The following is a 24,244-nucleotide window of genomic DNA, read 5'->3' on the forward strand; positions in this document are numbered from 1 at the left end:
GCGCCTCTATGCGCGCCCAAATATGGACATCATATAACAAAACGTTCGTTTGGTGGCTGATTTCAACATGCCGATACTAACGGGTACTATTTCTGGAGACCGCTATGCCCGTCAACGAGCAGCAGTTGCTGCAAATCCTACCGAGCGCCGGCCGCAATGCCGGCGTTTTTGTTCCTGCTCTAAATACCGCCATGAATCGCTACGGCATCGTGGGTACCGCGCGTGCCGCTGCATTCATTGCCCAAATCGGCCATGAGTCCGGGCAACTGCGCTACATGCGCGAGATCTGGGGCCCCACGGCGCAGCAGGCCGGATACGAAGGCCGCGCCGATCTGGGCAACACAGTAAAGGGTGACGGCTCCAAGTACCGGGGGCGCGGCCTGATTCAGATCACCGGCCGGGCAAATTATGCGGATTGCGGTGAAGCGCTGGGCCTGGACCTGATCAACAAGCCCGAACTTCTGGAGCTACCGCAGCACGCCGCGATGTCGGCGGCTTGGTTCTGGTCTACCCGCGGCTTGAACACACTGGCAGATCAAGGATATTTCGCGAAGATCACCCGCCGCATAAATGGCGGGATCAACGGCTTAGAAGATCGGCAATCGTTGTATGAAAAGGCATTGAAGGTCCTGGGTTGAACAAGGGGCAGCCAGAGTTCTTCGTTACCGTTGTTCAGAAGAGCTGAGAATTACCAAGCGGTGTCGCTCAGGTATTCGAAGTCGGAGTAGGCAATCCACTCCTGCTGAACAATAGGGTCTTTGTAGGAGATGCCATCGCGTGTAAGGTCGGCCATAGGGTCCCTCTTACGGGTGATCTCCTCAAACCTGGGACGGTAATTTTCGATTTCTTTTGCTAGCGGGGAGCTTACGATAGAGTTGCGCATGGTCATCATTCCTTGAATGTTTGGATATCGGCAGGCGTTAGCGAGTTTATTACCAATTGACCTCTAATGCATGGCGAGGATCATATTTCATGAGGCGCCCCTGAGACATTCAAATGGATCGGCGTAACCCGCCAGATCGGATGGGCTATCCTTGACCCTTTTAGAAAAGGGGAACCAGCATGGAAGGCATGACGCTCAGCCCAAAGATCGAGCGCGAGGCTGACAAGCTGCTGGCGCAGATCGCCCGGGCGGACTCTATGATTGTTGCGGCGAAGGCTGGCGCTCGGGCCGAGGGCTTCGTGCTGGGCCTGGAGTCGGCCCGCGCGCTGACAGAGGCGACAATAGACCGGCTCTACGTGATATTTGACTCGGCTACCGAGCAACGTCTCAAAGAGCTTGCCGAGTAGGCGCTGCTGCTGAAGCCTCCTTGAGGTAGCGAAGCTCGCCCAGCAACCGCTGGTTCTCCCTGAGCAGGTGGTCGCGTTGGCCGGTAACCAGGTCGATCGGTCGAAAGCTCACGTTGTCAGGGGCCTGGCCGCTCAATTCCGATATGCGTTCAAGGGCATCCCTCAACCGGGTCTCTGCCGCGGCTTTGCCCGTGGCGAGCAGGTCATTCATCTGCACCAGGCCGGCCACATTGGCCCGGGCCTTTCGCAGCATCGCCTCGGTCTGGATGAGCTCGTCCTCGAGCAGGGCGCACTGGTGTTGGTACATTTCCAGGGGCGTGGGGCAGCCAAGCCAGTCATCGGTATCCATGTCAACGTTCATATTTCGAAACTCAAATACTGTATGTGCGTACAGTAATCGAGGTGTTAATTATTTGGGAGTGGTGTTCGTCGGCAGGACGCCGGGGAGGGATGCAGCTCGTACCAATTTTTGTACCACTGACCGTGTAAAGCAGGTCAAAACCGGGTAATGCTGAGTAAGCAAGTACCCGATTTCATTGGCTATTGTTACCTTGCCTTACCCCTTTAGAATCGCGGTGTAATTCTGTTCCAGGGACATGAAACTACCTGTGGGATTTTCGCAAAGCGCAAGGTTACGGTGGCGGGCACATCGCTGCAAGCCTGACGATGGCACTTGTTACTCGTCGCGCCCTTCCATCATGGTGCGCTTGAGCATCACATACACCGCACCGGCGCCGCCGTGGCGGGCCTGGCATGAGGTAAAGCCGAGCACTTGGGCATGCTGGCGCAGCCAGGTGTTGACGTGGCTCTTGATCATCGGGCGCTTGCCGTCCAGCCGCACGGCCTTGCCGTGGGTGACGCGTACGCAGCGGATTTCGAACTTGGTCGCTTCGGCCAGGAAGGCCCACAGGGTTTCCCGGGCTTTTTCCACGGTCATGCCATGCAGGTCGAGGCTGCCTTCGAACGGGATCTGGCCGACCTTGAGCTTGCGCATCTGGCTTTCCTGCACGCCGTCGCGGGCCCACATCAGCTCGTCTTCGGGGCCGACGTCGATCACGAACTGGTCCGAGAGGCCGTCCACGGTGGTGGCATCGGTGCGCACGGTCGCGGCCTGGCGCAGTTTGGCGATTTGCGCCCGGTCAGCCTTGGGTTTGCCGGTGTCGGCGCGGTCGTGCTTGATCGGCTTGACGCCGCGCAGCTCGTTTTTGAACAGGGAAAAATCGTCGTCTTGCATGTCAGCCTCCGCGAAGGGCGGGCAGTTTACCTAAATCGCGGCGGCCAGGGCGCAGGAAACGCTATCCAAGCGCCATCAGTCGTGCTTTTTCATCAGGTGCGATGCGATATTCAGCGACAATGGTTGGCGCATTTTCCGACGGCTGCGCCGCCATAACCATACGCCCAACCACAGCACCAGCAGCCCGATCACCAACAGAATCGCCGAGCCGCCGGGGCTGGCATTCAATTCACCAAGGGCCGGCGAGTGACCAAACAAACCGGCGCCACCAGCGCCGGCCAACAGCAAACCAACTATCGCCAGCAGCGCGGCAATGCCGGCCACCAGGCGCAGACGCCAGTTGCTCGGGCCCTTGGGGCGCAAGCGACGAGCATCAAAACCATCGGATATCTTCATTCCGACCTTTCCTCCAGGGTATCGGCCCTTCGACCGGACAATACACAGGTTGTTCCGGGACGAGGGGTAAATGCGCCAAATGAAAAGGCATTGCGGATGAGCGGGGCAATAAACACTGCCGCACCGCTCATCAGAAGGTCGATCAGATCAGATCTTTGGTCAACGCCAAGGTGGCGAAGTTGTCGGCCATGATGGCCATTTCGGTCTGCTGCACGTGTTCGGCGCTCAGGATGCCGCCTTTGTACGGCAGGTCACGGGTGGCGCAGGCGTCTTCCACCAGGGTGCAGCGAAAGCCCAGGTTCTTGGCGGCACGCACGGTGGTGCTGACACTGGAATGGCTCATGAAACCGCAGACGATCAAGTCCAGGGAGCCGAGGTCCTGCAAGTGTTTTTCCAGGCCGGTGCCGTGGAACGCGCTGGGCAGCAGCTTGCCGATGATGGTTTCGTCACCTTCAGGCTCAAGGCCCGGGATGAATTCGCCGCGCTCGCCCTGGGGGTCGAACAGGCCGCCCACGGTGCCCAGGTGGCGCACGTGCACGATCGGGCGCCCGGCATTGCGCGCTGCGGCAACCAGTTGCTTGATGTTGCCAACGGCAGCATCCATGCCCGAGAGGGCGAGCGGACCGCTGAGGTATTCCTTCTGGGCGTCGATGATCACGAGGGTCGCATGGCTGAGGTTCGCTGCTGCGTAACCACGACCGCTGAGTTGAAACATCGTCTTTGGAACGGACATTCTGGGGCTCCTGTGAGGGGGGCTTTTGCGACATTGTCCACTGGCTGAGCGGTTCTGTGAATCGCTACCATCGTAAGGTACGCCGTTGTTGACGTGCAGCCATGTCAAGAGGTGGGCCTGTTTAACACAATGATGGCAATTTGTATGAAATCCGACGGATGGCGATGGGCTTTCGTACATCGTCGGTACAGGTGAAGGCTGTTAGAATCGCCAGTCGTTTTTTCCAGGAGCTTGCCCCCGTGATCACATCCCGCCTGCGCACCGTGCGCGACCACATCCGTTGGGCTGTCAGCCGTTTCCATGGGGAAGAGCTGTTTTTTGGGCATGGCACCGACAATGCCTGGGACGAAGCCCGGCAATTGGTACTCGGCGCCTTGCACCTGCCGTGGGAAATTGCCGATAGCTATCTGGATTGCAACCTGGAAGAAGAGGAAATTTCCCACGTGCAGCGTCTGCTGCATCGCCGTATCCATGAGCGTGTACCCACCGCTTACCTGCTGAAAGAGGCCTGGTTCTGCAGCCTGTCGTTTATCGTCGACGAGCGTGTGTTGATCCCGCGCTCACCGATTGGCGAGCTGATCGAAAACCGCTTCGAACCCTGGCTGGCCCAGCCACCGGCGCGCATCCTCGACCTGTGCACCGGCTCCGGCTGCATCGGCATCGCCTGCGCCTACGAGTTCCAGGACGCTGAAGTGGTACTGGGGGACTTGTCCTTCGAAGCCCTGGAAGTCGCCAACCAGAACATCGAGCGCCACGGCGTCGACGAGCGCGTGTACACCGTGCAGGGCGACGGCTTCGACGGCCTGCCGGGCCAGCGCTTTGACCTGATCGTGTCGAACCCGCCGTACGTGGATGCCGAAGACTTCGCCGACATGCCGGATGAATACCAGCACGAACCGGAACTGGGCCTGGCCTGCGGCGGCGATGGCTTGAACCTGGTGAGGCGCATGCTGGCCGAAGCAGCAGACCACCTGACCGAGAAGGGCTTGCTGATTGTTGAAGTAGGCAATAGCCAAGTGCACGTTCAAGCGCTGTACCCGGAAGTGGACTTCGCCTGGCTGGACTTCCAGCGCGGTGGCCACGGCGTGTTCATGCTCACCGCGGAGCAGTGCCGCCAGCATCAGGCCATCTTCGCCGCCCGAGTGTGAGGCAAAATCTGTAGGAGCCCGGCTTGCCGGCGATCACGCCGTGTCAGACACCGCAATCGTCACCGACACACCGCAATCGCCGGCAAGCCGGCTCCTACAGGTGCGTTTACCACAGGTACCTTCGTAGCAACCAACCCTAACCACGATGCGAAGCGAGCCGCTCTTGATCGCGATTTTGATCTAGCTTTTGACCTTAGGCGCCCCGTCAAACACGCTGGCCGGAATTCGACAGGGATTTGGGGGGTAAACCGGCAGGGATGCCGGTTTAGCCGCCCCGCGCCATGGATGGCGCGTGGCGGCGGCCCCCCAAATACCTGTCGGATTACGGGCACACCGAGCCTAGGCGAGGTGCCGAGTGTTGGGGCAAGAGCCCTTTGGTTACTTTGGGGCTCTTTTCCAAAGTGACCCGCCGTAAGGGCGGAACCCATACCAGCCGTTACCCAAATAACGGATATGTACCCGGTCAGATCCAACATCAAGGTCGGCTGTCAGGCCGCCCTCGCAGGCAACCCAGCTCCCATCTTTGACTGCGTTCCAGCCCACTAGCGGTGGGTGGCAATCCAGATCAGCAACCCCGCCTGAAACACCGTAAACGCCACCAGGCACGTGATGGTAAAGCGCAACCCGCTGTCCTCACGCTTGAACTTGGTAACCTTTTCCTCTTCCTTGCGCAGCTTCACTTCCTGCTCCGCCAGGTTCTGCTCGGCCTGTTGCAGCATCTGCGCGGCTTCGAGAATCTCCACAAACTGCACCTTCTCGGTGTTCCAGCTGTCCAGCACATCGCCGACCTTGCCCGGCTGCACGTTGCCTTTCAGGTGCTGCACATCGGCGTAGGCCACATCAAACCCCTGGATGCGCAAGAAGTGATCGCGGCGCAGGCGGGTGGCCTCGTTCAATGCATCTTTGTTGGCCAGGTCAACGCCGTCGACGCGGTAATGTGACCATTTCTTCTTCGCCCACGCAGCGCCTTGGGCCACCAGGAAGCGACCGATGCCGCGGTTGGCCGGTTCGATTTCCAGGCTGTTGCCGGGGCCGAAGTGCACACGGTGCTTGTCGTGGTCGACCCAGATATCCAGATGGTTCTGTTCACGGCGCACCCGCTGGCCTGGCAGCTGGATGACCATGCGCAGCAAGCTATGGTGTTTGTCATTGCGTTCGGCATAACCGAACTGCACGAAGCGCAGCGGTCGTACACCGGTGGCACGGTCAGTGGCCAGGGGCGCGAGGCGCAGCATCTTGAAATGCTCGGCCTGTACATCCGCCCACGGCAGGGGTGCCGTGTCGACGGCCTCGGTTTTTTCAGCCGGGGTGTCGGCGGTGGATTCCGGTGTTGCTTCAGTGGTTGTCATGCGGCGCGATCCTGTCCAAACCCAGCAAGTCGACAGTCTTTTTACTGTCGACTCTGGGCTTATCGGCCGTTTCTCTCAGGACTGGAGGCAAATTGTCGCTTAACGGGGTTGAAGTCCGTCGATAAAGCGCACAAGGCGGCTGCCCAGCTCGGCAGCGAGCGGCAGTTGCGGGTCATTGTAGGAGGCCAATTGCTGCTTCACGTCGTTGGGCACGATCCGCATCACGTGGTTCATGCCCTCGATCAGCACAAGTTGCGCATCGGGCTTGGCCTTCTTCAGTTGCTGCGCGTCGCCCACACCCACCTGAATATCGTTGCTGCCCTGGATGATCAGCGCGGGCATGCGCAATTTGGCAAACGCGGCCGACGGGTCGGCACGGAACAGGCTGATCAGGTAAGGCTGCACGCTGGGTCGGAAAATGCCTTCCAGCGGGCCAGGCACATCGGCATCCACCTGGCCGGCCTTGAGGTGATCGAGGATCTCGTTGCTGCGCAGCAACAGGGCAGGGGGCAGGTGATCGGCCAATTGCTGGCGAATGACTTGATCGACCGGGCGCGCGCTGCCGGACAGGGAGATCACGCCCGCCGGGTCCAGTTGGGGGGCGGCGAGGGCTGCGACCAGGGCGCCTTCGCTATGGCCCAGCACAATCAGCGGGCCCATGCGCTTGTCGGCCTTGAGCAGTTTGCCCCAGGCCACCGCATCAGCCACGTAGGCGTCCAGGGTCAGGTTGCGCTCATCCGGCGTGGCGGCCAGGCTGGCGGCCACGCCGCGCTTGTCGTAGCGCACGCTGGCGATGTTATGCCGCGCCAGCACCCAGGCCAGGCGCTTGAGGCTGTCGTTGCGGGCGCCGTCGGCACTGTTGCCATTGCGGTCGGTGGGACCGGAACCAGCGATGATCAGCACCACCGGCACGGGTTTGTCAGATTGAGGCAGCAACAACGAGCCAAACAGCTCGCCGCTGCCGGTGTCCAGGCTGATGGGGCGTTGCAGCACAACAGGGGAGGTGGCCTGGGCCACGGCGGTAAACAACGTCAGGGTGAACAGAAGAACTCGCAGCATCATCGCGCCATCATGAGGAAGGTGCCGGTTGGACCAAGGTCTACCGGTAAGGTTTCGAGGATGAACTACTCGGTTAGCCTGCGTATACTGGCCGCCTTAAGTTATTACGGTTGACTTGATTCAACTGATTTCACGGAGCGCCCTGCATGTCCGGCAATACCTTCGGCAAGCTGTTCACTGTCACCACCGCGGGCGAAAGCCATGGCCCGGCGTTGGTCGCCATTGTCGACGGCTGCCCGCCCGGCCTCGAGCTGTCCCTGGAAGACCTGCAGCGTGACCTCGACCGTCGCAAGCCCGGCACCAGCCGCCACACCACCCAGCGCCAGGAGCCTGACGAAGTCGAGATCCTCTCCGGCGTGTTCGAAGGCCGCACCACCGGTTGCGCCATCGGCCTGCTGATCCGCAACACTGACCAGAAGTCCAAGGACTACTCGGCGATCAAGGACCTGTTCCGCCCGGCCCACGCCGACTACACCTACCACCACAAATATGGCGAGCGCGACTACCGCGGCGGTGGCCGCAGCTCGGCCCGCGAAACGGCCATGCGCGTAGCTGCCGGTGCCATCGCCAAGAAATACCTGGCCACCCAGGGCATCACTGTTCGCGGCTACATGAGCCAGTTGGGTCCGATCGAAATCCCGTTCAAGACCTGGGACAGCGTTGAAGACAACGCCTTCTTCAGCCCCGACCCGGATAAAGTGCCGGAGCTGGAGGCCTACATGGACCAGCTGCGCCGCGACCAGGACTCCGTCGGCGCCAAGATCACCGTGGTGGCCGAAGGCGTCAAGCCGGGCCTGGGCGAGCCGATCTTCGACCGCCTCGACGCCGAACTGGCCCACGCGCTGATGAGCATCAACGCCGTGAAGGGGGTTGAAATCGGTGCCGGCTTCGCGTGCGTGTCCCAGCGCGGCACCGAACATCGCGACGAGCTGACCCCGGAAGGTTTCCTCAGCAACAACGCCGGCGGCATCCTCGGCGGCATTTCCTCCGGCCAGCCGATTGTTGCGCACCTGGCGCTCAAGGCCACCTCAAGCATTACCACCCCGGGCCGTTCGATCGATGTGCAGGGCAACCCGGTGGACGTGATCACCAAGGGCCGCCATGACCCGTGCGTCGGCATCCGTGCCACGCCGATCGCCGAAGCAATGATGGCCATCGTGTTGATGGACCACCTGCTGCGCAACCGTGGGCAAAACGCTGATGTGCGCGTGAACACACCGGTGCTGGGCCAGCTGTGACAGCCTGCGGTGGTGAGCGAGCTTGCTGTGCTCGGCAAGCTTTTTGTGGTGAGCGAGCTTGCTCGCGCTGGGCTGCGAAGCAGCCCCAAAAATCGACATGACGCTGCCACTTCCTTACTGGCGCCTCTCCAGCTTCTACCTCTCCTACTTCGCCCTGCTCGGGGCGACAGCGCCATTCCTGGCGCTGTACTTCGACCACCTGGGATTCTCCAGCGCGCGCATCGGCGAGCTGGTAGCCATTCCTATGCTGATGCGTTGCGTGGCCCCCAACCTGTGGGGCTGGCTGGGCGACTACACCGGCCGACGCCTGGCCATCGTGCGATTTGGCGCGGTGTGCACGCTGGTGAGTTTTTCGCTGATCTTCGTCAGCCACACCTACGCCTGGCTGGCCCTGGTGATGGCCCTGCATGCCTTCTTCTGGCACGCGGTGTTGCCACAGTTCGAAGTGATTACCCTCGCACACCTGCAAAAACAGACCGCGCGCTACAGCCAGATCCGCCTGTGGGGTTCCATCGGGTTCATCCTTACCGTGGTGATCATGGGCCGCCTGTTCGATTGGCTGAGCCTGGACATCTACCCGGTGGTGGTCGTGGTGATTATGGCCGGCATCATTGGCGCCAGCCTGTGGGTGCCGAATGCGCAGCCCGCCACCCAGGGTAATCGCCTGGCGGGCGACGGCTTTCTCAGGCAACTGCGCAGCCCCGGAGTCTTGGCGTTTTACGTCTGCGTGGCCTTGATGCAGATGAGTCACGGCCCGTACTACACCTTTCTGACCCTGCACCTCGAACACCTGGGCTACAGCCGTGGCGTGATCGGCCTGCTGTGGGCATTGGGGGTGGTGGCGGAAGTGTTGATGTTCCTGGCCATGAGCCGCATCCTCGCGCGCTTCTCAGTACGCCGGGTGCTGCTGGCCAGCTTCCTGTTGGCGGCGCTGCGCTGGTTGCTGTTAGGGTCGTTTGCCGAGTTTTTCTGGGTGCTGCTGCTGGCGCAAGTGATGCACGCCGCCACCTTCGGCAGTTTTCATGCGGCGGCGATTGCCTTTGTGCAGCGCAGTTTCGGCGACAGGCAACAAGGCCAGGGCCAGGCGCTGTACGCCGCCCTGGCCGGTACCGGCGGCGCATTGGGCGCGTTGTATTCGGGTTACAGTTGGAACCTGTTGGGGCCGACCCTGACCTTCAGTATCGCCAGTGTCGCGGCCCTGGCCGCCGCCATTATCATCGGTTTTCGATTGCACGAGCAGAACCAAGGAACCCTTCAATGAGTTATGTCGCTGTCTACTCCGTCGCTACACCGGACACTCCGAACAAGGTCCTGACCCATTTCGATGACATCGCCGCGACCCTCGCCGAGCAGGGTGTGCGCTTTGAGCGTTGGCAACCCGCCGCGACCGACAAGGGCGCCAGCGATGCTGAACTGGTTGCGGCCTACCAGGCGCAGATCGAGGCCCTTGGCTACGCCCGCGTGGAAGTGCTCAGGGTTACCGGCGACCACGCGCAAAAGGACGAACTACGTGCGCAGTTTCTGGATGAGCGCCGCGACAGCGAAGACGACGTATGGGTGTTCTTGGCGGGGCAGGGCCTGTTTGCCCTGCACATAGGCGACTCTGTCTACGCCGTGCGTTGTGAGAAAAACGACCTGCTGGTGATCCCGGCCGGTATGGCGCACTGGTTTGATATGGGGGAGAACCCGCACGTTGTGGCATTGCGGTTATTCAACACCGCAACAGGGTCGGTGCCGGAATTCACCGATGACGAGATTGCCCGTCGCTTCCCCGGTTTGGACGATTAATCGCGGGCTATCAGAAACTTCAACCCTTGAAGGGTGGAAGTTCTTGTAGGAAGAAACTTAAAACTTTGTGAGGCCTTGCTGTTTATTTCAAGGCCTACGCCTGAGTCTCTCTCATTGTGTAACTCTCCTCGGTATTAACGTTTATATCACCTGTCAATAGGAGGAATCCGAAGGGTGATGAGGCTTAGCCAATAATTAGGAGAGAAACCAATGAGAGGTTCAACGGAATCGTTCCAGACGCCGTATTCGGTGCCCAATGCGGTCAGGCGCCGGGCCAATCTGGCCGGAAAATCGCTGACGCCTGCGGAGCTGGAAATACTGCACTGGGCGTCGGAAGGCAAGACTGTCTGGGAGATCAGCCAGATACGCGCCACGTCCGAAGCCACGGTGAAATTCCACCTGCGCAATATCTACGGCAAGTTGCAAGTCTGTAATCGTGTGCAGGCGTTGAACGAAGCGGCGCGCATGGGACTATTCTGAATACATGAAAAAGGGCCGCGACACCCAATGGTGTCGCGGCCCTTTTCTATGTCCGCTACTTTGGCTACTTAAGCCGAATGGTAGGTCGGCAGGGCAAAGCGGTTTTGGCTTTGCAGCATCGAAATTTGCGGCAGATCGCTGGCTTGTTCTGCCAGGTCGCGGCGAATGGCGCTGATGACCCAGGTCAGTTGGTCGGCAGTGTGCAGCTGCTGGTAAGAGATCGAGCGCTTGACCTGTTTGCCTTCGCTGTTACGCAGGGTCAACAGGATGCCACCGTCAGGACGTGGCTGGGTGGTGACGTCGTAGTTGGAGAATACTGAAGCGAATTTATCTTGGATCAGGCTCATGTCTATCAGCTCCGTTGGCTCAATTGGGCAAGCATGGAGAGATAAGTGCAGTGATTGTGCCAGCTACCGGAATTATAAAATATCGTTTTAAATCAGCATCTTATAAAAAATGTAATTTTTCAGATTCGTGCAATTTGCATGAATGGCCATCATGCATCCTGCATTTTGCGTTGCTCGACACGGACGAACGGGCGCGTCCTTACTTTTAAAGACTGCTGCCGCCTGGCTAAATTCCTTTTTTCAATGCTCGCCCATCGGGATACAAAACTTTTCAAATCCCGCGTGTACAGCCGAAGAGGGGCTGGCGTACTTTCCTTCGAGGTTTAAGAAGAATAAGAAAAAGGACGTTCCCATGAGCTACCCGCAAAACGACATGATCACCTGGGGCATGATGTTGCGTAAGGTGCCTGCCATTGTTCGCGCACTGCCTCGCGTGGTCCGCGGCATGCGCGCTGCCAATGTCACGGACCCCGCGCAACCGTGTGGCCTTGGCTGGCATTTTGAACAAGCGACCCTGCGCAACCCGCAGGGTACGGCGTTGTTGTACGCCGATCGCGTGCTCAGTTACACCGAGGCCAATCAGCAGGCCAACCGCATTGCCCACCATCTGCATGCCCAAGGCATCGGCAAGGGCGACGTGGTTGCAATGTTTATCGAAAACCGCCCGGAGTTGCTCCTCAGCGTGCTGGCCGTGGCCAAGCTGGGCGGCATATGCGCCATGCTCAATACCGCGCAGACCCAGGCGGCGCTGGTGCACAGCCTGAACCTGGTGAGCCCGGTGGCGATTGTGGTCGGTGCAGAATTGGTGGCTGCTTATGAAACGGTGCGTGAGCAGGTGGAAATTCCCGCCGAGCGGACCTGGTTTGTTGCAGACCAGCAGGCCAGTGCAGCGCCCGACGGTTATTGCGACTTGCTGGCCGCCAGCGCCGAGTGCCCGGTGGACAACCCGCCAAGCACCGCGCAGATCTTCTTCAACGACCCCTGCTTCTATATCTACACCTCCGGTACAACCGGATTGCCCAAGGCCGGCATCATGAAGCATGGCCGCTGGACCAAGACTGCCGTCAGCTTCGGCAGCATTGCCCTGGACATGGGGCCGGACGATGTCCTTTATTGCACCTTGCCGCTGTACCACGCCACGGGTCTGTGCGTGTGCTGGGGTTCGGCGATTGTAGGGGCGTCGGGGTTTGCCATCCGGCGCAAGTTCAGTGCCAGCCAATTCTGGGATGACGCCCGCAGATTCAACGCGACCACCCTCGGGTATGTCGGCGAATTGTGCCGTTATTTGCTCGACCAGCCAGCCAGCACAAACGACCGTGGGCACCGCGTGACCAAGATGGTCGGCAATGGCCTGCGCCCAGGCGTGTGGGCGCAGTTCAAGGCGCGTTATGGCGTAGAGCATGTGTGCGAGTTGTATGCCGCCAGCGACGGCAATATCGGTTTCACCAACGTCTTGAACTTCGATAACACGGTCGGCTTTTGCCTGCAGCATTGGGCGTTGGTGGATTACGCCCATGACACCGGTGAGCCGATCCGTGGCAGCGATGGCTTCATGCACAAAGTGAAGACAGGCGGTCAGGGGTTGTTGCTCGCCAGGATCGATGAAAAATCGCCCTATGACGGCTACACCGACCCTGAAAAAAACCGCAAGGTGATCCTCACCGATGTGTTCGAGAAGGGTGACCGCTACTTCAACACCGGCGACCTCGTGCGCAGCATCGGTTTTGGCCATGCGCAATTTGTCGACCGCCTGGGGGACACCTATCGCTGGAAAGGCGAAAACGTCTCCACCACGGAAGTGGAAAATATCCTGTTGCAACACCCGCAGATCGCCGAGGTTGTGGCCTATGGGGTGGAAATCGAAAACACCAACGGCCGCGCGGGCATGGTCGCCATTACCCCGAGCGAGTCCTTGGCCGCCCTGGATATGCGTGAGTTGCTGCAGTTTGCCCATGGTCAGTTGCCGCACTACGCAGTGCCGCTGTTCCTGCGGATCAAAGTGAAGATGGAAACCACTGGCACCTTCAAGTACCAGAAGGTCCGGCTCAAGGAGGAAGCATTCGACCCGGACAAGGCGGGCAATGACCCGGTCTACGCCTGGCTGCCGGGGTCGGACAGCTATGTGCCCGTCACCGGGCAGTTGCTGGCGCAGATCCAGGGGGGACACTTTCGTTACTAAAAGCAGCGCTATTGAAGGTGCCTATCGGGGCTTTTGACAAAAAAGCCATGACATGTGGGAACTCCATCGCGACACTGGGCGCCATATAAAGCACTACCTATGGAGCCGTCCCACATGTCAGACCAAGCCAAACAAATGACCGATGACGAAGCCGCCGAATTTGCCGAGCAGGTCTTCGACGTGGCGCGCCGTGGCGACGCGGCCATGCTTGCCGCGCTGTTGGCCAAAGGTTTGCCGGCCAACTTCCGCAACCACAATGGCGACACCCTGCTGATGCTGTCGGCCTACCACGGCCATGCCGACGCGGTAAAAGTGTTGCTGGAGTTCAAGGCCGACCCCCTGATCGCCAACGACAAGAACCAACTGCCGATTGCCGGTGCTGCGTTCAAAGGCAACTTGCCTGTGGTGCAGGCGCTGATCGAAGGCGGGGCACCGGTCGATGCTTGCTCCTCGGACGGGCGTACCGCATTGATGATGGCGGCGATGTTCAACCGCGTCGAAATGCTCGACTACCTGCTCGGCCAGGGCGCCAACCCCAAGGCTACCGATGCCCAGGGCGCAACGGCATTGGCAGCAGCATTGACCATGGGCGCGGTGGATACGGCGGCGAAACTGCAGAAACTGGTGTAGGCTTTGCGCCCTCGAAAACCAGCACGCCACAGGATTGCCCCATGAAAACCGCCCTCGTCGAACTTATCAGCAAAATCAGCGCCGGGGTCATGGGCGAAGACGAGGTGGCGCGTATTGCCGATGAAGCGGCTCAGGCCTACGCGGATCCTGAGGCGTTTCTGGCAGCCAACCCGGACATCAACTACGACGACACCTTCCCCATTCCGTTGGGTGAGTGGGTGGTGGTCGGCAGCCTGCCGGACACCGTGCTGTTCCAGGCCGACACCTACGCTGACCTGTTCGCGCAGATCGTCGCGTCGTTCGGCCCCGGCGTGGCGTTCAACCTCAAGCCCAAGCAACTGGCCAAGACCGAAGACCTGACGGCGCTGAACCGTATCCAGATTCAGATGAGCGCCCTCAGCCCGGAAGACGGCGGCTACGTGCTGCTTAACTTCAGCCAATTGCTGGATGATGAAATCCAGGCGGTGCTGGTGTACGGCAACGACCTGCCGCGCGTGCTGGAGTTGTGCACCGAAGTGGGCATCAAGGGCGAGCCGTCCCTGGAAGCGCTGAAGATCGCCGTCCACGTCTGAAATAAAACGGAACCCCGGCCAGGGCTGACTATCCTAAACGTGCATGCCCTCACTTTAGGAGCGACACCATGGGTTCCACTTTTAATGGCTTGATCGGCCTGATCATCCTGGCGCTGGATATCTGGGCGATCATCAACGTATTCAAAAGCGGCGCGAGCACGGGCGCCAAGGTGCTGTGGATCCTGTTGATCCTGCTGCTGCCAGTGCTGGGCCTGATCATCTGGGCGATTGCCGGGCCGCGGGGCAATGTGCGTATTTGATGACGTAGCACGCTAAATGTGGGAGCGGGCTTGCCCGCGAATGCGGCAGGTCAGTCACAGCTATTTCGACTGACCCACTGCATTCGCGGTCAAGCCCGCTCCCACATTGGTTTCAGCACAACCCTTAGATTTGTGTATCGAAATATTCGCTGCACAGAATTTTCACATCCCATCCAAGACAATTCGCCGGCTTTATTTCCCTGCCAAGGCTCTATCGCACGTGCCACTAAAGGCGGGGCAGCGGTGCACGTTCAGTAATTAATAGCCTTGCTGCCGTTGATCGGGCACCATTCGCGCCACTGCACTACTTCGTCACTTAAACTTCCAATGGGTCCTGAAACGACATGGCAAACCCGGACGCCCTGAGTCAGCAGCGAGCTTCTAATCGCCTGCTGCAACCGACCGTCAAATCCCATCTGGCGTACACGCTGCTCTGCGCACTGGTCATGATGGTGATGTTCTCCCTGCTGCGCCTGGCGCTGCTGGTCTACAACCGCGAGATGATCCTCGACACGCCGGCCTCGACCTTCCTTGAAGCGTTCGCCAACGGCCTGCGCCTGGATATCCGCCTGGTGGTGTACCTGCTGATCCCGTTGCTGCTGGCATTGTTCAGCGTACGGGCCATGGCCGCGCGCGGGTTCTTCCGTTTCTGGCTCACCGTTGCGTCCAGCATCGCGCTGTTCCTGGGCCTGATGGAGATGGACTTCTACCGCGAGTTCCACCAGCGCCTCAACGGCCTGGTCTTCCAGTACGTGAAGGAAGACCCGAAAACCGTGATGAGCATGCTCTGGTACGGTTTCCCGGTGGTGCGCTACCTGCTGGCCTGGGCCGTGGGTACGCTGATCCTGAGCATCGCGTTCAAAGGTGCCGACCGTGCGACACGCCCGCGTGGCCCGTTCAGTGGCGGCACCATTGGCACCCGCCAGGTTGCCCCGTGGTACACACGCATCGCGGTATTCGTGGTCTGCCTGCTGATCGCCGTGGTCGCCGCCCGTGGCACCCTGCGCCAGGGCCCGCCGCTGCGTTGGGGTGACGTCTACACCACCGAATCCAACTTCGCCAACCAGTTGGGCCTCAATGGCACCCTGTCGCTGATCGGCGCGGCCAAGGCACGTTTCTCCGAGCATCGTGATAACACCTGGAAAGCCACGCTGGAACAGCCGCTGGCCACCCAGACCGTGCGCGATATGCTGGTGCTGCCGACAGAAAAACTGGTCGACACCGACACCGCCGCCGTGCGCCGCGAGTTCACGCCGCCGGCAGAGAAAACCCTGCCGATCAAGAACGTTGTAGTGATCCTGATGGAAAGCTTTGCCGGCCACTCGGTGGGCGCCCTGGGTCGTCCGGGCAACATCACGCCGTACTTCGACAAACTGTCCAAGGAAGGCCTGTTGTTCGACCGCTTCTTCTCCAACGGCACTCACACTCACCAGGGGATGTTCGCCACCATGGCGTGCTTCCCGAACCTGCCGGCATTCGAATACCTGATGCAGACTCCGGAAGGCAGCCACAAGCTGTCGGGCCTGCCGCAGCTGCTGAGCGCGCGCAAGTTTGACGACGTGTACGTCTATAACGGCGACTTCGCCTGGGACAACCAATCGGGCTTCTTCAGCAACCAGGGCATGACCAACTTCATTGGTCGCAACGACTTCGTCGACCCAGTGTTCTCCGACCCGACATGGGGCGTGTCCGACCAGGATATGTTCAACCGTGGCCTGGAAGAATTGAAAGCCCGCGAAGGCGGCAAGCCGTTCTATGCCTTGCTGCAAACCCTGTCCAACCACACGCCGTATGCCTTGCCGACGCCATTGCCGGTGGAGCGGGTTACAGGCCGTGGCAGCCTCGACGAGCATTTGACGGCGATGCGCTACTCCGACTGGGCCTTGGGCCAGTTCTTTGAAAAAGCCCGCAAGGAGCCGTACTTCAAGGAAACCCTGTTTGTCATCGTGGGCGACCACGGCTTCGGCAACGAACAGCAGATCACCGAAATGGACCTGGGCCGCTTCAACGTGCCGATGCTGATGATTGCACCGGGCATGCAGGAGAAGTTCGGCGAGCGTGACCACACGGTGGGTACGCAGATCGACATCGTGCCGACCATCATGGGCCGTCTGGGCGGCGAAACCCTGCACCAGTGCTGGGGTCGCGATCTGTTGAACCTGCCGGAAGGCGATAAAGGCTTTGGTGTCATCAAACCGTCCGGCAGCGACCAGACTGTTGCGTTGGTCACCGGCGACCGAATTCTGGTACTGCCGAAGGAAATGCCACCCAAGCTGTGGGAATACAAATTGGGCGCTAACCCGACGGGTAAAGTGATTCCTGAATCACCGGATGAAGGTGCATTGAGGCAGAAACTCGAGTCCTTCCTGCAGACGGCCACCAAGAGTCTGTTGGATAACACTGCCGGCGTGGTTGACGGCAAGCCGGACTAATTAACCGGCCATAAAAAAAGAGGCCTTTTAAAGGCCTCTTTTTTTTGCGCGTGTTTTACAGCGGCGCTGATTTATATCCGGCCGAGCAACAACAGGACCAGCAGGACCACCAGTACGACGCCCAGGATACCCGACGGGCCGTAACCCCAGTTACGCGAGTGAGGGAACACTGGCAGACCACCGACCAGCAGGAGGATCAAGATAATGATCAGAATGAGGCTCATGGTTTTTTTCCTTATTGGCCTTCTGCAAAGACCGGTTATTAACGATAGGCCCGCTAGTTAATTCACGAACGCCTTAACAACTCCGACTGCCGTCTATCGCGAAAAATTCACTATTTTTTTAAAGCATTTTGCGAACTTGCTTATTTCTTTTAATGCGTTCGCAACTTCACCTTATACGTTGAAAAATATTGAACTTAGGCTACAGGCGAACATCCGACCCGCCCGCTGGTTTGCCGGGGGCATTCATCACCCTGATGGTGGATGGGTGCAGGAAAATCCTTCGCTACACTGCCGATCACTTCTTCCGTGAACCACAAGGCTACTTCCTATGCAAAACCGCATGATGATCACTGGCGCCGGGTCCGGCCTGGGTCGCGAAATCGCTTTGCGCTGGGCGCGCGAAGGTTGGCAGTTGGCCTTGTCGGATGTCAGCGAGCCGGGCCTGCAGGAAACCCTCAAGCGCGTCCGCGAGGCCGGTGGCGATGGGTTTACCCAGCGCTGCGACGTGCGCGACTACAGCCAGCTCACCGCCTTTGCCCAGGCCTGCGAGGTGAAACTCGGCGGGGTCGATGTGATCGTCAACAACGCCGGCGTGGCCTCGGGAGGCTTCTTCGCCGAATTGTCCCTGGAGGATTGGGACTGGCAGATTGCAATCAACTTGATGGGCGTGGTCAAGGGCTGCAAGGCGTTCCTGCCGCTGCTGGAAAAGAGCAAGGGCCGCATCATCAACATCGCGTCCATGGCCGCGCTGATGCAGGGGCCGGCCATGAGCAACTACAACGTGGCCAAGGCCGGCGTGGTGGCGCTGTCGGAAAGTTTGCTGGTGGAACTCAAGCAACAGGAAGTCGGGGTGCATGTGGTATGCCCGTCGTTCTTCCAGACCAACTTGCTGGACTCGTTCCGTGGGCCGACCCCGGCAATGAAAGCCCAGGTGGGCAAGTTGCTGGAGAGTTCTCCGATCTCGGCGGCGGACATCGCGGATTACATCTATCAGCGGGTCGCAGAGGGTGAATTCATGATCCTGCCCCACGAACAGGGGCGGATGGCGTGGGCATTGAAGCAGAAGAACCCGCAGTTGCTGTACGACGAAATGACTAGCATGGCCGATAAGATGCGTGCCAAGGCGCAGGCAGCCAAGGGCTAATCCGGCAGCAGTCTGTCAGGCAATTTACCTGCGTTTGTAGGGCTTGCCTGAATTCACCGCAAGCCATTGATGCCCCTACACCGAGCGCGCATGGTCAAGGTCCTTTCATTGCTAAAAGGATAACCGCCATGCTGGTTTTAAGCCGCGCCGTGGGCGAAGTCATCTCCATCGGCGATGACATCTCCGTGCACATTCTTGAACTGAACGGTACCCAGGTGAAATTCGGTGTGGAGGCACCGAGTGGGGTGCATGTACACCGGGCCGAGGTCTACCAGAAGATCCGTGACCGCCAGGGCGCCGCCACCCATCCGGTACCGGTGCCCAATCTCTGAGGTCAGTCGAACAGATGCTTGGGCACATCGTGCTTGAGCATCAACTGGCACTGCTCGCTTTCCGGGTCGAACACGATCAGCGCCTGGCCCTTGGTCAGCGCCTGGCGCACGCGCAGCACGCGGGTTTCCAGGGGCGTGTCGTCGCCATTGTCGGTGCCGTCACGGGTGACGAAGTCTTCGATCAGGCGCGTCAGGGTGTCGACTTCAAGTGCGTCGTAGGGAATCAGCATACAAGCCTCGGGTGATGGATCCCGGCGATCCTACTGCGCCGGGATCAGAGTTGCCAGTCTCAGGACTTGTTGCCCACCAGACTGTCCACCGACGGCACCCGCGTGTCGCTCTCCATCTGCGTCTCGTGTTCGATCTGATGGCTGAACCGATCCAGGGAGCCCTGGGCCGGCTGCGCATCGCTGGCGAACACGGGCGGGCTGAGGATGTAGGCGCCCAATAGACGACTCAACGCCGCCAGGCTGTCGATATGCGTTCGCTCGTAGCCATGGGTCGCATCGCAACCGAAGGCCAGTAAGGCGGTGCGGATATCGTGGCCGGCCGTCACGGCCGAGTGGGCGTCACTGAAGTAGTAGCGGAACAGGTCGCGGCGCACGGGTAATTCGTGGTCAGACGCCAGGCGCAGCAAATGCCGCGACAGGTGATAGTCATACGGCCCGCCGGAATCCTGCATCGCCACGCTCACTGCATGCTCGCTGGAGTGCTGGCCGGGTGCGACCGGGGCAATGTCGATACCGACAAATTCACTGACGTCCCAGGGCAGGGCAGCCGCTGCACCACTGCCGGTTTCCTCGGTGATGGTGAACAGCGGGTGGCAGTCGATCAGCAAGGGCTCGCCGCTGTCGACAATTGCCTTGAGTGCGGCAAGCAGGGCGGCGACACCTGCCTTATCGTCCAGATGGCGGGCGCTGATATGCCCGCTCTCGGTGAACTCCGGCAGCGGGTCGAAGGCCACGTAGTCGCCGATGCCGATCCCCAGGGAATCACAATCGGCGCGGGTGGCACAGTAGGCGTCCAGGCGCAGTTCCACATGGTCCCAGCTCACCGGCATTTCATCCACGGCGGTGTTGAACGCATGCCCGGAGGCCATTAGCGGCAGCACGCTGCCGCGGATCACGCCGTTATCGGTGAACAGGCTGACGCGGCTGCCCTCGGCGAAGCGGCTCGACCAGCAGCCCACGGGCGCCAGGCTCAGGCGGCCGTTGTCCTTGATCGCGCGCACGGCTGCGCCGATGGTGTCCAAGTGCGCGGACACCGCGCGGTCGGGGCTGTTTTTCTGACCCTTGAGGGTGGCGCGGATGGTGCCGCGCCGGGTCATTTCAAAGGGAATGCCCAGTTCTTCCAGGCGCTCGGCGACATACCGCACGATGGTGTCGGTAAAGCCGGTGGGGCTGGGAATGGCGAGCATTTCCAGCAGGACTTTTTGCAGGTAGTTCAGATCGGGTTCTGGAATGGTTCGGCTCATAAAGACTCCTGATGACTCGCGAAGATGGGGGGCCATTGACGGCCTCATCGCCGGCAAGCCAGCTCTCACATTGGAAGGCGTTCAACCTGTGGGAGCGGGCTTGCCCGCGATGCGGCCGGAACAGGCCACCCATCGCTCAAGCCATCGGTTAACTGTGAGGAAACAACAAATCCACAAACCGCTCGGCCGTAGGCTGCGGTTCATGATTGGCCAGGCCGGCCCGTTCGTTGGCTTCGATAAACACATACTCGGGTTGGTCGGCGGCGGGCACCATCAGGTCCAGGCCCACCATGGGGATGTCCAGGGCGCGGGCGGCGCGCACGGCGGCGTCCACCAGCGTGGGGTGCAGGATGGCGGTGACGTCTTCCAGGCAACCGCCAGTGTGCAGGTTGGCGGTACGGCGCACGGCCAGGGTCTGGCCACGGGGCAGGATGCTGCTGTAGTCGTAGCCGGCCGCTTTCAGCGTGCGTTCGGTCTCGCCATCAAGGGGGATTTTGCTTTCGCCGTCGGTAGCGGCCTGGCGCCGACGGCTTTGCGCCTCGATCAACGCGCCGATGGAATGCTGGCCGTCACCGGTCACCTCTGCAGGTCGACGGATCGCGGCAGCCACCACCTCAAAACCAATCACCAGGATGCGCAGGTCCAGGCCTTCGTGAAAGCTCTCCAGCAACACACGGCTGTCGAACTGGCGCGCCGCTTCAATCGCCTGCTGCACCTCTTCGATGCTCTGCAAATCCACCGCCACGCCTTGGCCTTGCTCACCGTCCAGCGGCTTGACCACGATGCGCTGGTGCTCGTCGAGAAACTCCAGGTTGTCATCGGCACTGCCCGCCAGCTGCTGCGACGGCAGCCGCAGCCCGGCCGCTTTCAACGTTTTATGGGTCAGGCTTTTGTCCTGGCACAGCGTCATGCTGATCGCGCTGGTCAGGTCACTCAACGACTCTCTGCACCGCACACGGCGCCCGCCATGGCTGAGGGTGAACAAGCCCGAATCGGCGTCATCCACTTGCACATCGATGCCGCGCCGGTGGGCTTCTTCGACGATGATCCGCGCATACGGATTGAATCCCGCCTGCGGACCAGGACCGAGGAACAGCGGCTGGTTGATACCGTTCTTGCGCTTGATCGCAAAGGTGGTCAACGCGCGGAAACCGAGCTTGGCGTAGAGGTTCTTGGCCTGGCGGTTATCGTGCAGCACCGACAGGTCCAGGTAGCTCAGGCCACGGCTCATGAAGTGCTCCACCAGATGGCGCACCAGCACTTCACCCACGCCTGGGCGCGTGCATTGCGGGTCTACCGCCAGGCACCACAGGCTGCAACCGTTTTCCGGGTCGTGAAACGCCTTCTGGTGGTTGAGGCCCATCACGCTGCCGATTACCGCGCCGCTGTCTTCGTCTTCCGCCAGCCAATACACCGGGCCACCTTGATGACGCGGGGTCAGGCGTCCGGCGTCGACCGGCAGCATGCCGCGCCCTTGATACAGCTGATTGACGGCCTGCCAATCGGCGTCGGTCTGCACCCGGCGAATGCGAAAGCCGCGAAACACACGGGTGGCAGGGCGATAGTCACTGAACCACAGGCGCAAGGTGTCGGACGGGTCGAGGAACAATTGCTGCGGGTCGATCCCCAGGATCTGCTGCGGTGCCGCCACGTAGAGCGCGATGTCACGCTCGCCAGGCTGTTCGTTCAGCAGTTCCTGGGCCAGGCTCGCCGGGTCGGGGAAGGTATGCCCGATCAGCAACCGGCCCCAACCGCAATGCACGGCAATCGGCTCGGCGGCCAGTGGGCTGCCGTCTTCTGCCAGGCGGGCTTGCAGGCGCTCATAGGTGGGCGCCTGGCCCTTGAGCAAGCGTTGGCTGTAAGCCGCTGCATGGGGTTTCATCAATCAGATTCCTTGTTCGCTGAGCCACAGGTTCAGCGCTGCCAGTTGCCACAGCTTGGAGCCGCGCAGCGGGGTCAATTGGCCTTGCGGGTCGGTGAGCAGGCGGTCAAGCATGGCCGGGTTGAACAGGCCGCGATCCTGGCTCGGGTCGAGCAGCAATTCGCGCACCCAGTTAAGGGTGTCGCCCTGCAGATGCTTGAGGCCGGGCACGGGGAAGTAGCCTTTCTTGCGGTCGATGACTTCGCTTGGGATCACGCGGCGCGCGGCTTCTTTCAACACCTGCTTGCCGCCGTCGGGCAGCTTGAACTTGCCAGGCACACGGGCCGAGAGTTCTACCAGGCGGTAATCCAAGAACGGCGTACGCGCTTCCAGGCCCCAGGCCATGGTCATGTTGTCGACGCGTTTGACCGGGTCGTCCACCAGCATCACGGTGCTGTCCAGGCGCAAGGCCTTGTCCACCGCGGCGTCGGCGCCGGGCATGGCGAAGTGTTCGCGCACAAAGTCGCCGGCGGCATCGTTGGCGGTCAGCCATTTGGGCGCGACCGTGGCGGCATAGTCGTCGTAGCTGCGGTCGAAAAATGCCTCGCGGTAGGCGGCATACGGGTCGCTGGCCCCCTCGACTTGTGGGTACCAGTGGTAGCCGGCGAACAGTTCATCGGCGCCCTGGCCGCTTTGCACCACCTTGCAGTGCTTGGCCACTTCCCGCGACAACAGGTAGAACGCGATGCAGTCATGGCTGACCATCGGCTCGCTCATGGCGCGGAAGGCGGCCGGCAGTTGCTCGATGATCTCGCTTTCGGCAATGCGCAGTTGATGGTGACGGGTGCCGTAGTGCTTGGCGATCAGGTCCGAGTAATGGAACTCGTTGCCGGCCTCGCCGCCAGCGTCTTCGAAGCCAATGGAGAAGGTCGACAAATCCTGCACGCCAACCTCGCGCAACAGGCCGACGAGCATGCTCGAATCGACACCGCCCGAGAGCAGCACACCGACATCCACGGCTGCACGTTGGCGGATCGCCACGGCTTCGCGGGTGCTGTCGAGCACGCGGTCGGTCCAGTCCTCGAGGGTCAGGTGTTTTTCATCGTCATGGGGACCGTAGGGCAGGGTCCACCAGGTTTTCTGCTCGGTCTTGCCACTGGCATCGATGCGCATCCAGCTCGCCGGCGGGAGTTTTTCGATACCGGCCAGCAAGGTACGCGGCGCAGGCACCACGGCGTGAAAGTTCAGGTAATGATTGAGGGCGACCGGATCGAGGATCGGGTTGATATCGCCGCCCTTGAGCAGCGCGGGCAATGCCGAAGCAAAGCGCAAGCGCTGGCCGGTACGTGACAGGTACAACGGCTTCACGCCCAGGCGGTCACGGGCAATAAACAGGCGCTGCGCATCACGCTCCCAGATGGCAAAGGCGAACATGCCGTTGAGCTTGGGCAGCAGCGCTTCGCCCCAGGCGTGGTAGCCCTTGAGCAGCACTTCGGTGTCGCCGCCGGAATAGAAGGCGTAGCCCAGGGCTTCCAGCTCTTCTCGCAGTTCCGGGAAATTGTAGATCGCGCCGTTGAACGCCAGGGATAGCCCCAAGTGGGCGTCAACCATCGGTTGGGCGGAGCCGTCCGACAGGTCCATGATTTTCAGGCGTCGATGGCCCAGCGCGATCGGCCCTTGGGCATGGAAGCCCCAGGCGTCGGGACCACGGGGGGCCAAGTGATGGGTGATGCGCTCAATCGCAGCCAGGTCGGCAGGTTGGGCATCGAAACGTAATTCTCCAGCTAATCCGCACATAAATTCCTTACCGGTTTTTCCGTTGGGGAGGGGAAACACTCAATACGCCCTGAGGGCGCGTACCCAGAAACTGACACGGGGCTACAGTGGGAGTTTTAGAACAATACGTTATAAGGCACATGGCCTTAGCGTCTCATATGAGCCCTTAGACGCCGCGCGGGCTGGGCGCAAAGGGCGTTACATAACGCCAGGTTGCATCCAAAAAAACGGCCGATCCGACGGCTGACCGTCTCGTTATTCGAATGCGTTTTTAACCGGCACGCCTTTAGGGTGAGTG

The 24,244-nt window shown here is 60.5% G+C and carries 26 protein-coding genes; 14 read left to right on the top strand and 12 right to left on the bottom strand.

What is annotated here, in order from left to right; all coding sequences use genetic code 11:
• Positions 1-104: 104 nt before the first annotated feature.
• Both AC0IYN_RS19890 and AC0IYN_RS19895 read left to right on the top strand, forming a co-directional pair.
• Positions 105-638: a glycoside hydrolase family 19 protein gene (locus tag AC0IYN_RS19890; RefSeq protein WP_471842770.1), complete on the top strand. Its 534-nt coding sequence runs from the start codon at positions 105-107 to the stop codon at positions 636-638.
• Positions 639-1,062: 424 nt separating this feature from the next.
• Positions 1,063-1,290: a hypothetical protein gene (locus tag AC0IYN_RS19895; protein WP_471842772.1), complete on the top strand. Its 228-nt coding sequence runs from the start codon at positions 1,063-1,065 to the stop codon at positions 1,288-1,290.
• Here AC0IYN_RS19895 and AC0IYN_RS19900 read toward each other — a convergent pair.
• The 4 genes from AC0IYN_RS19900 to AC0IYN_RS19915 all read right to left on the bottom strand — a co-directional run bounded on the left by AC0IYN_RS19900 (position 1,271) and on the right by AC0IYN_RS19915 (position 3,653).
• Positions 1,271-1,651, bottom strand: coding sequence for a hypothetical protein (locus AC0IYN_RS19900; RefSeq protein ID WP_471842774.1), 381 nt, complete (start codon positions 1,649-1,651; stop codon positions 1,271-1,273). The two genes, AC0IYN_RS19895 and AC0IYN_RS19900, sit on opposite strands and share 20 nt — an antisense overlap.
• A gap of 315 nt (positions 1,652-1,966) precedes the next feature.
• Complete coding sequence (locus tag AC0IYN_RS19905; RefSeq protein WP_032888029.1) at positions 1,967-2,524, bottom strand: Smr/MutS family protein; 558 nt, start codon at positions 2,522-2,524, stop codon at positions 1,967-1,969.
• 75 nt (positions 2,525-2,599) lie between these two features.
• Positions 2,600-2,920, bottom strand: a complete 321-nt coding sequence (locus AC0IYN_RS19910; protein WP_028617257.1) for a hypothetical protein — start codon at positions 2,918-2,920, stop codon at positions 2,600-2,602.
• A gap of 142 nt (positions 2,921-3,062) precedes the next feature.
• Entirely contained in the window at positions 3,063-3,653 is a 591-nt protein-coding gene (locus tag AC0IYN_RS19915; protein ID WP_025855010.1) for a cysteine hydrolase family protein, read from the bottom strand.
• Positions 3,654-3,892: 239 nt separating this feature from the next.
• Here AC0IYN_RS19915 and prmB point away from each other — a divergent pair, with 239 nt between their 5' ends.
• A complete protein-coding gene (gene prmB, locus AC0IYN_RS19920; protein ID WP_457267464.1) occupies positions 3,893-4,801 on the top strand; it encodes a 50S ribosomal protein L3 N(5)-glutamine methyltransferase in 909 nt (302 codons plus the stop codon).
• A 542-nt stretch (positions 4,802-5,343) separates the two neighbouring features.
• Here prmB and AC0IYN_RS19925 read toward each other — a convergent pair.
• A complete protein-coding gene (locus AC0IYN_RS19925; RefSeq protein ID WP_406597644.1) occupies positions 5,344-6,150 on the bottom strand; it encodes a hypothetical protein in 807 nt (268 codons plus the stop codon).
• A 99-nt stretch (positions 6,151-6,249) separates the two neighbouring features.
• A complete protein-coding gene (locus tag AC0IYN_RS19930; RefSeq protein ID WP_471842780.1) occupies positions 6,250-7,212 on the bottom strand; it encodes an alpha/beta hydrolase in 963 nt (320 codons plus the stop codon).
• Positions 7,213-7,355: 143 nt separating this feature from the next.
• On the opposite strand from AC0IYN_RS19930, the gene aroC reads away from it, so the two are divergent.
• The 4 genes from aroC (at position 7,356) to AC0IYN_RS19950 (ending at position 10,715) form a co-directional block, all read left to right on the top strand.
• A complete protein-coding gene (gene aroC / locus AC0IYN_RS19935) occupies positions 7,356-8,447 on the top strand; it encodes a chorismate synthase (protein WP_471842782.1) in 1,092 nt (363 codons plus the stop codon).
• 97 nt (positions 8,448-8,544) lie between these two features.
• A complete protein-coding gene (locus tag AC0IYN_RS19940) occupies positions 8,545-9,708 on the top strand; it encodes an MFS transporter (protein WP_406597647.1) in 1,164 nt (387 codons plus the stop codon).
• Positions 9,705-10,235 carry a 1,2-dihydroxy-3-keto-5-methylthiopentene dioxygenase gene (locus AC0IYN_RS19945; RefSeq protein WP_406597648.1) on the top strand — a complete coding sequence of 177 codons (531 nt, stop codon included), beginning with the start codon at positions 9,705-9,707 and terminating at the stop codon, positions 10,233-10,235. The genes AC0IYN_RS19940 and AC0IYN_RS19945 overlap by 4 nt, the downstream gene beginning before the upstream one ends.
• Before the next feature lie 210 nt (positions 10,236-10,445).
• The gene (locus AC0IYN_RS19950) at positions 10,446-10,715 is read left to right on the top strand and encodes a response regulator transcription factor (RefSeq protein ID WP_406597649.1); all 270 of its coding nucleotides are present in this window, start codon (positions 10,446-10,448) and stop codon (positions 10,713-10,715) included.
• 68 nt (positions 10,716-10,783) lie between these two features.
• On the opposite strand, the gene AC0IYN_RS19955 is transcribed toward AC0IYN_RS19950, so the two are convergent.
• Positions 10,784-11,062 carry a DUF3509 domain-containing protein gene (locus tag AC0IYN_RS19955; RefSeq protein ID WP_010208870.1) on the bottom strand — a complete coding sequence of 93 codons (279 nt, stop codon included), beginning with the start codon at positions 11,060-11,062 and terminating at the stop codon, positions 10,784-10,786.
• Positions 11,063-11,414: 352 nt separating this feature from the next.
• Here AC0IYN_RS19955 and AC0IYN_RS19960 point away from each other — a divergent pair, with 352 nt between their 5' ends.
• The 5 genes from AC0IYN_RS19960 (at position 11,415) to AC0IYN_RS19980 (ending at position 17,135) form a co-directional block, all read left to right on the top strand.
• On the top strand, positions 11,415-13,241 hold the full coding sequence (locus AC0IYN_RS19960) for a long-chain-acyl-CoA synthetase (protein ID WP_406597650.1): 1,827 nt from the start codon (positions 11,415-11,417) through the stop codon (positions 13,239-13,241).
• A gap of 114 nt (positions 13,242-13,355) precedes the next feature.
• Positions 13,356-13,871 carry an ankyrin repeat domain-containing protein gene (locus tag AC0IYN_RS19965; protein WP_078049544.1) on the top strand — a complete coding sequence of 172 codons (516 nt, stop codon included), beginning with the start codon at positions 13,356-13,358 and terminating at the stop codon, positions 13,869-13,871.
• 41 nt (positions 13,872-13,912) lie between these two features.
• Entirely contained in the window at positions 13,913-14,443 is a 531-nt protein-coding gene (locus AC0IYN_RS19970) for a hypothetical protein (RefSeq protein ID WP_471842791.1), read from the top strand.
• 68 nt (positions 14,444-14,511) lie between these two features.
• Positions 14,512-14,703, top strand: coding sequence for a PLDc N-terminal domain-containing protein (locus AC0IYN_RS19975; protein WP_003172956.1), 192 nt, complete (start codon positions 14,512-14,514; stop codon positions 14,701-14,703).
• Between the two features lie 344 nt (positions 14,704-15,047).
• The gene (locus AC0IYN_RS19980; RefSeq protein ID WP_406597651.1) at positions 15,048-17,135 is read left to right on the top strand and encodes an LTA synthase family protein; all 2,088 of its coding nucleotides are present in this window, start codon (positions 15,048-15,050) and stop codon (positions 17,133-17,135) included.
• 71 nt (positions 17,136-17,206) lie between these two features.
• Here the strand turns inward: AC0IYN_RS19980 and AC0IYN_RS19985 are convergent, their stop codons facing one another.
• The gene (locus tag AC0IYN_RS19985; protein ID WP_015885095.1) at positions 17,207-17,359 is read right to left on the bottom strand and encodes a DUF3309 family protein; all 153 of its coding nucleotides are present in this window, start codon (positions 17,357-17,359) and stop codon (positions 17,207-17,209) included.
• 328 nt (positions 17,360-17,687) lie between these two features.
• Between AC0IYN_RS19985 and AC0IYN_RS19990 the strand changes: the two genes are divergently transcribed.
• Together AC0IYN_RS19990 and csrA are read left to right on the top strand one after the other, a co-directional pair.
• The gene (locus tag AC0IYN_RS19990) at positions 17,688-18,503 is read left to right on the top strand and encodes an SDR family oxidoreductase (protein ID WP_406597652.1); all 816 of its coding nucleotides are present in this window, start codon (positions 17,688-17,690) and stop codon (positions 18,501-18,503) included.
• 128 nt (positions 18,504-18,631) lie between these two features.
• Entirely contained in the window at positions 18,632-18,835 is a 204-nt protein-coding gene (csrA, locus tag AC0IYN_RS19995; protein ID WP_078049540.1) for a carbon storage regulator CsrA, read from the top strand.
• Between the two features lie 2 nt (positions 18,836-18,837).
• On the opposite strand, the gene AC0IYN_RS20000 is transcribed toward csrA, so the two are convergent.
• From AC0IYN_RS20000 to AC0IYN_RS20015, 4 genes are all read right to left on the bottom strand, one after another.
• Positions 18,838-19,065, bottom strand: coding sequence for a YheU family protein (locus AC0IYN_RS20000; RefSeq protein ID WP_003192759.1), 228 nt, complete (start codon positions 19,063-19,065; stop codon positions 18,838-18,840).
• Between the two features lie 59 nt (positions 19,066-19,124).
• Entirely contained in the window at positions 19,125-20,309 is a 1,185-nt protein-coding gene (locus AC0IYN_RS20005) for an osmoprotectant NAGGN system M42 family peptidase (RefSeq protein WP_015885092.1), read from the bottom strand.
• Between the two features lie 148 nt (positions 20,310-20,457).
• Entirely contained in the window at positions 20,458-22,191 is a 1,734-nt protein-coding gene (gene ngg, locus AC0IYN_RS20010; protein WP_471842799.1) for an N-acetylglutaminylglutamine synthetase, read from the bottom strand.
• 3 nt (positions 22,192-22,194) lie between these two features.
• A complete protein-coding gene (locus AC0IYN_RS20015) occupies positions 22,195-23,967 on the bottom strand; it encodes an N-acetylglutaminylglutamine amidotransferase (protein WP_471842801.1) in 1,773 nt (590 codons plus the stop codon).
• Between the last annotated feature and the right edge of the window lie 277 nt (positions 23,968-24,244).

Source organism: Pseudomonas sp. AC112 (assembly GCF_979253545.1).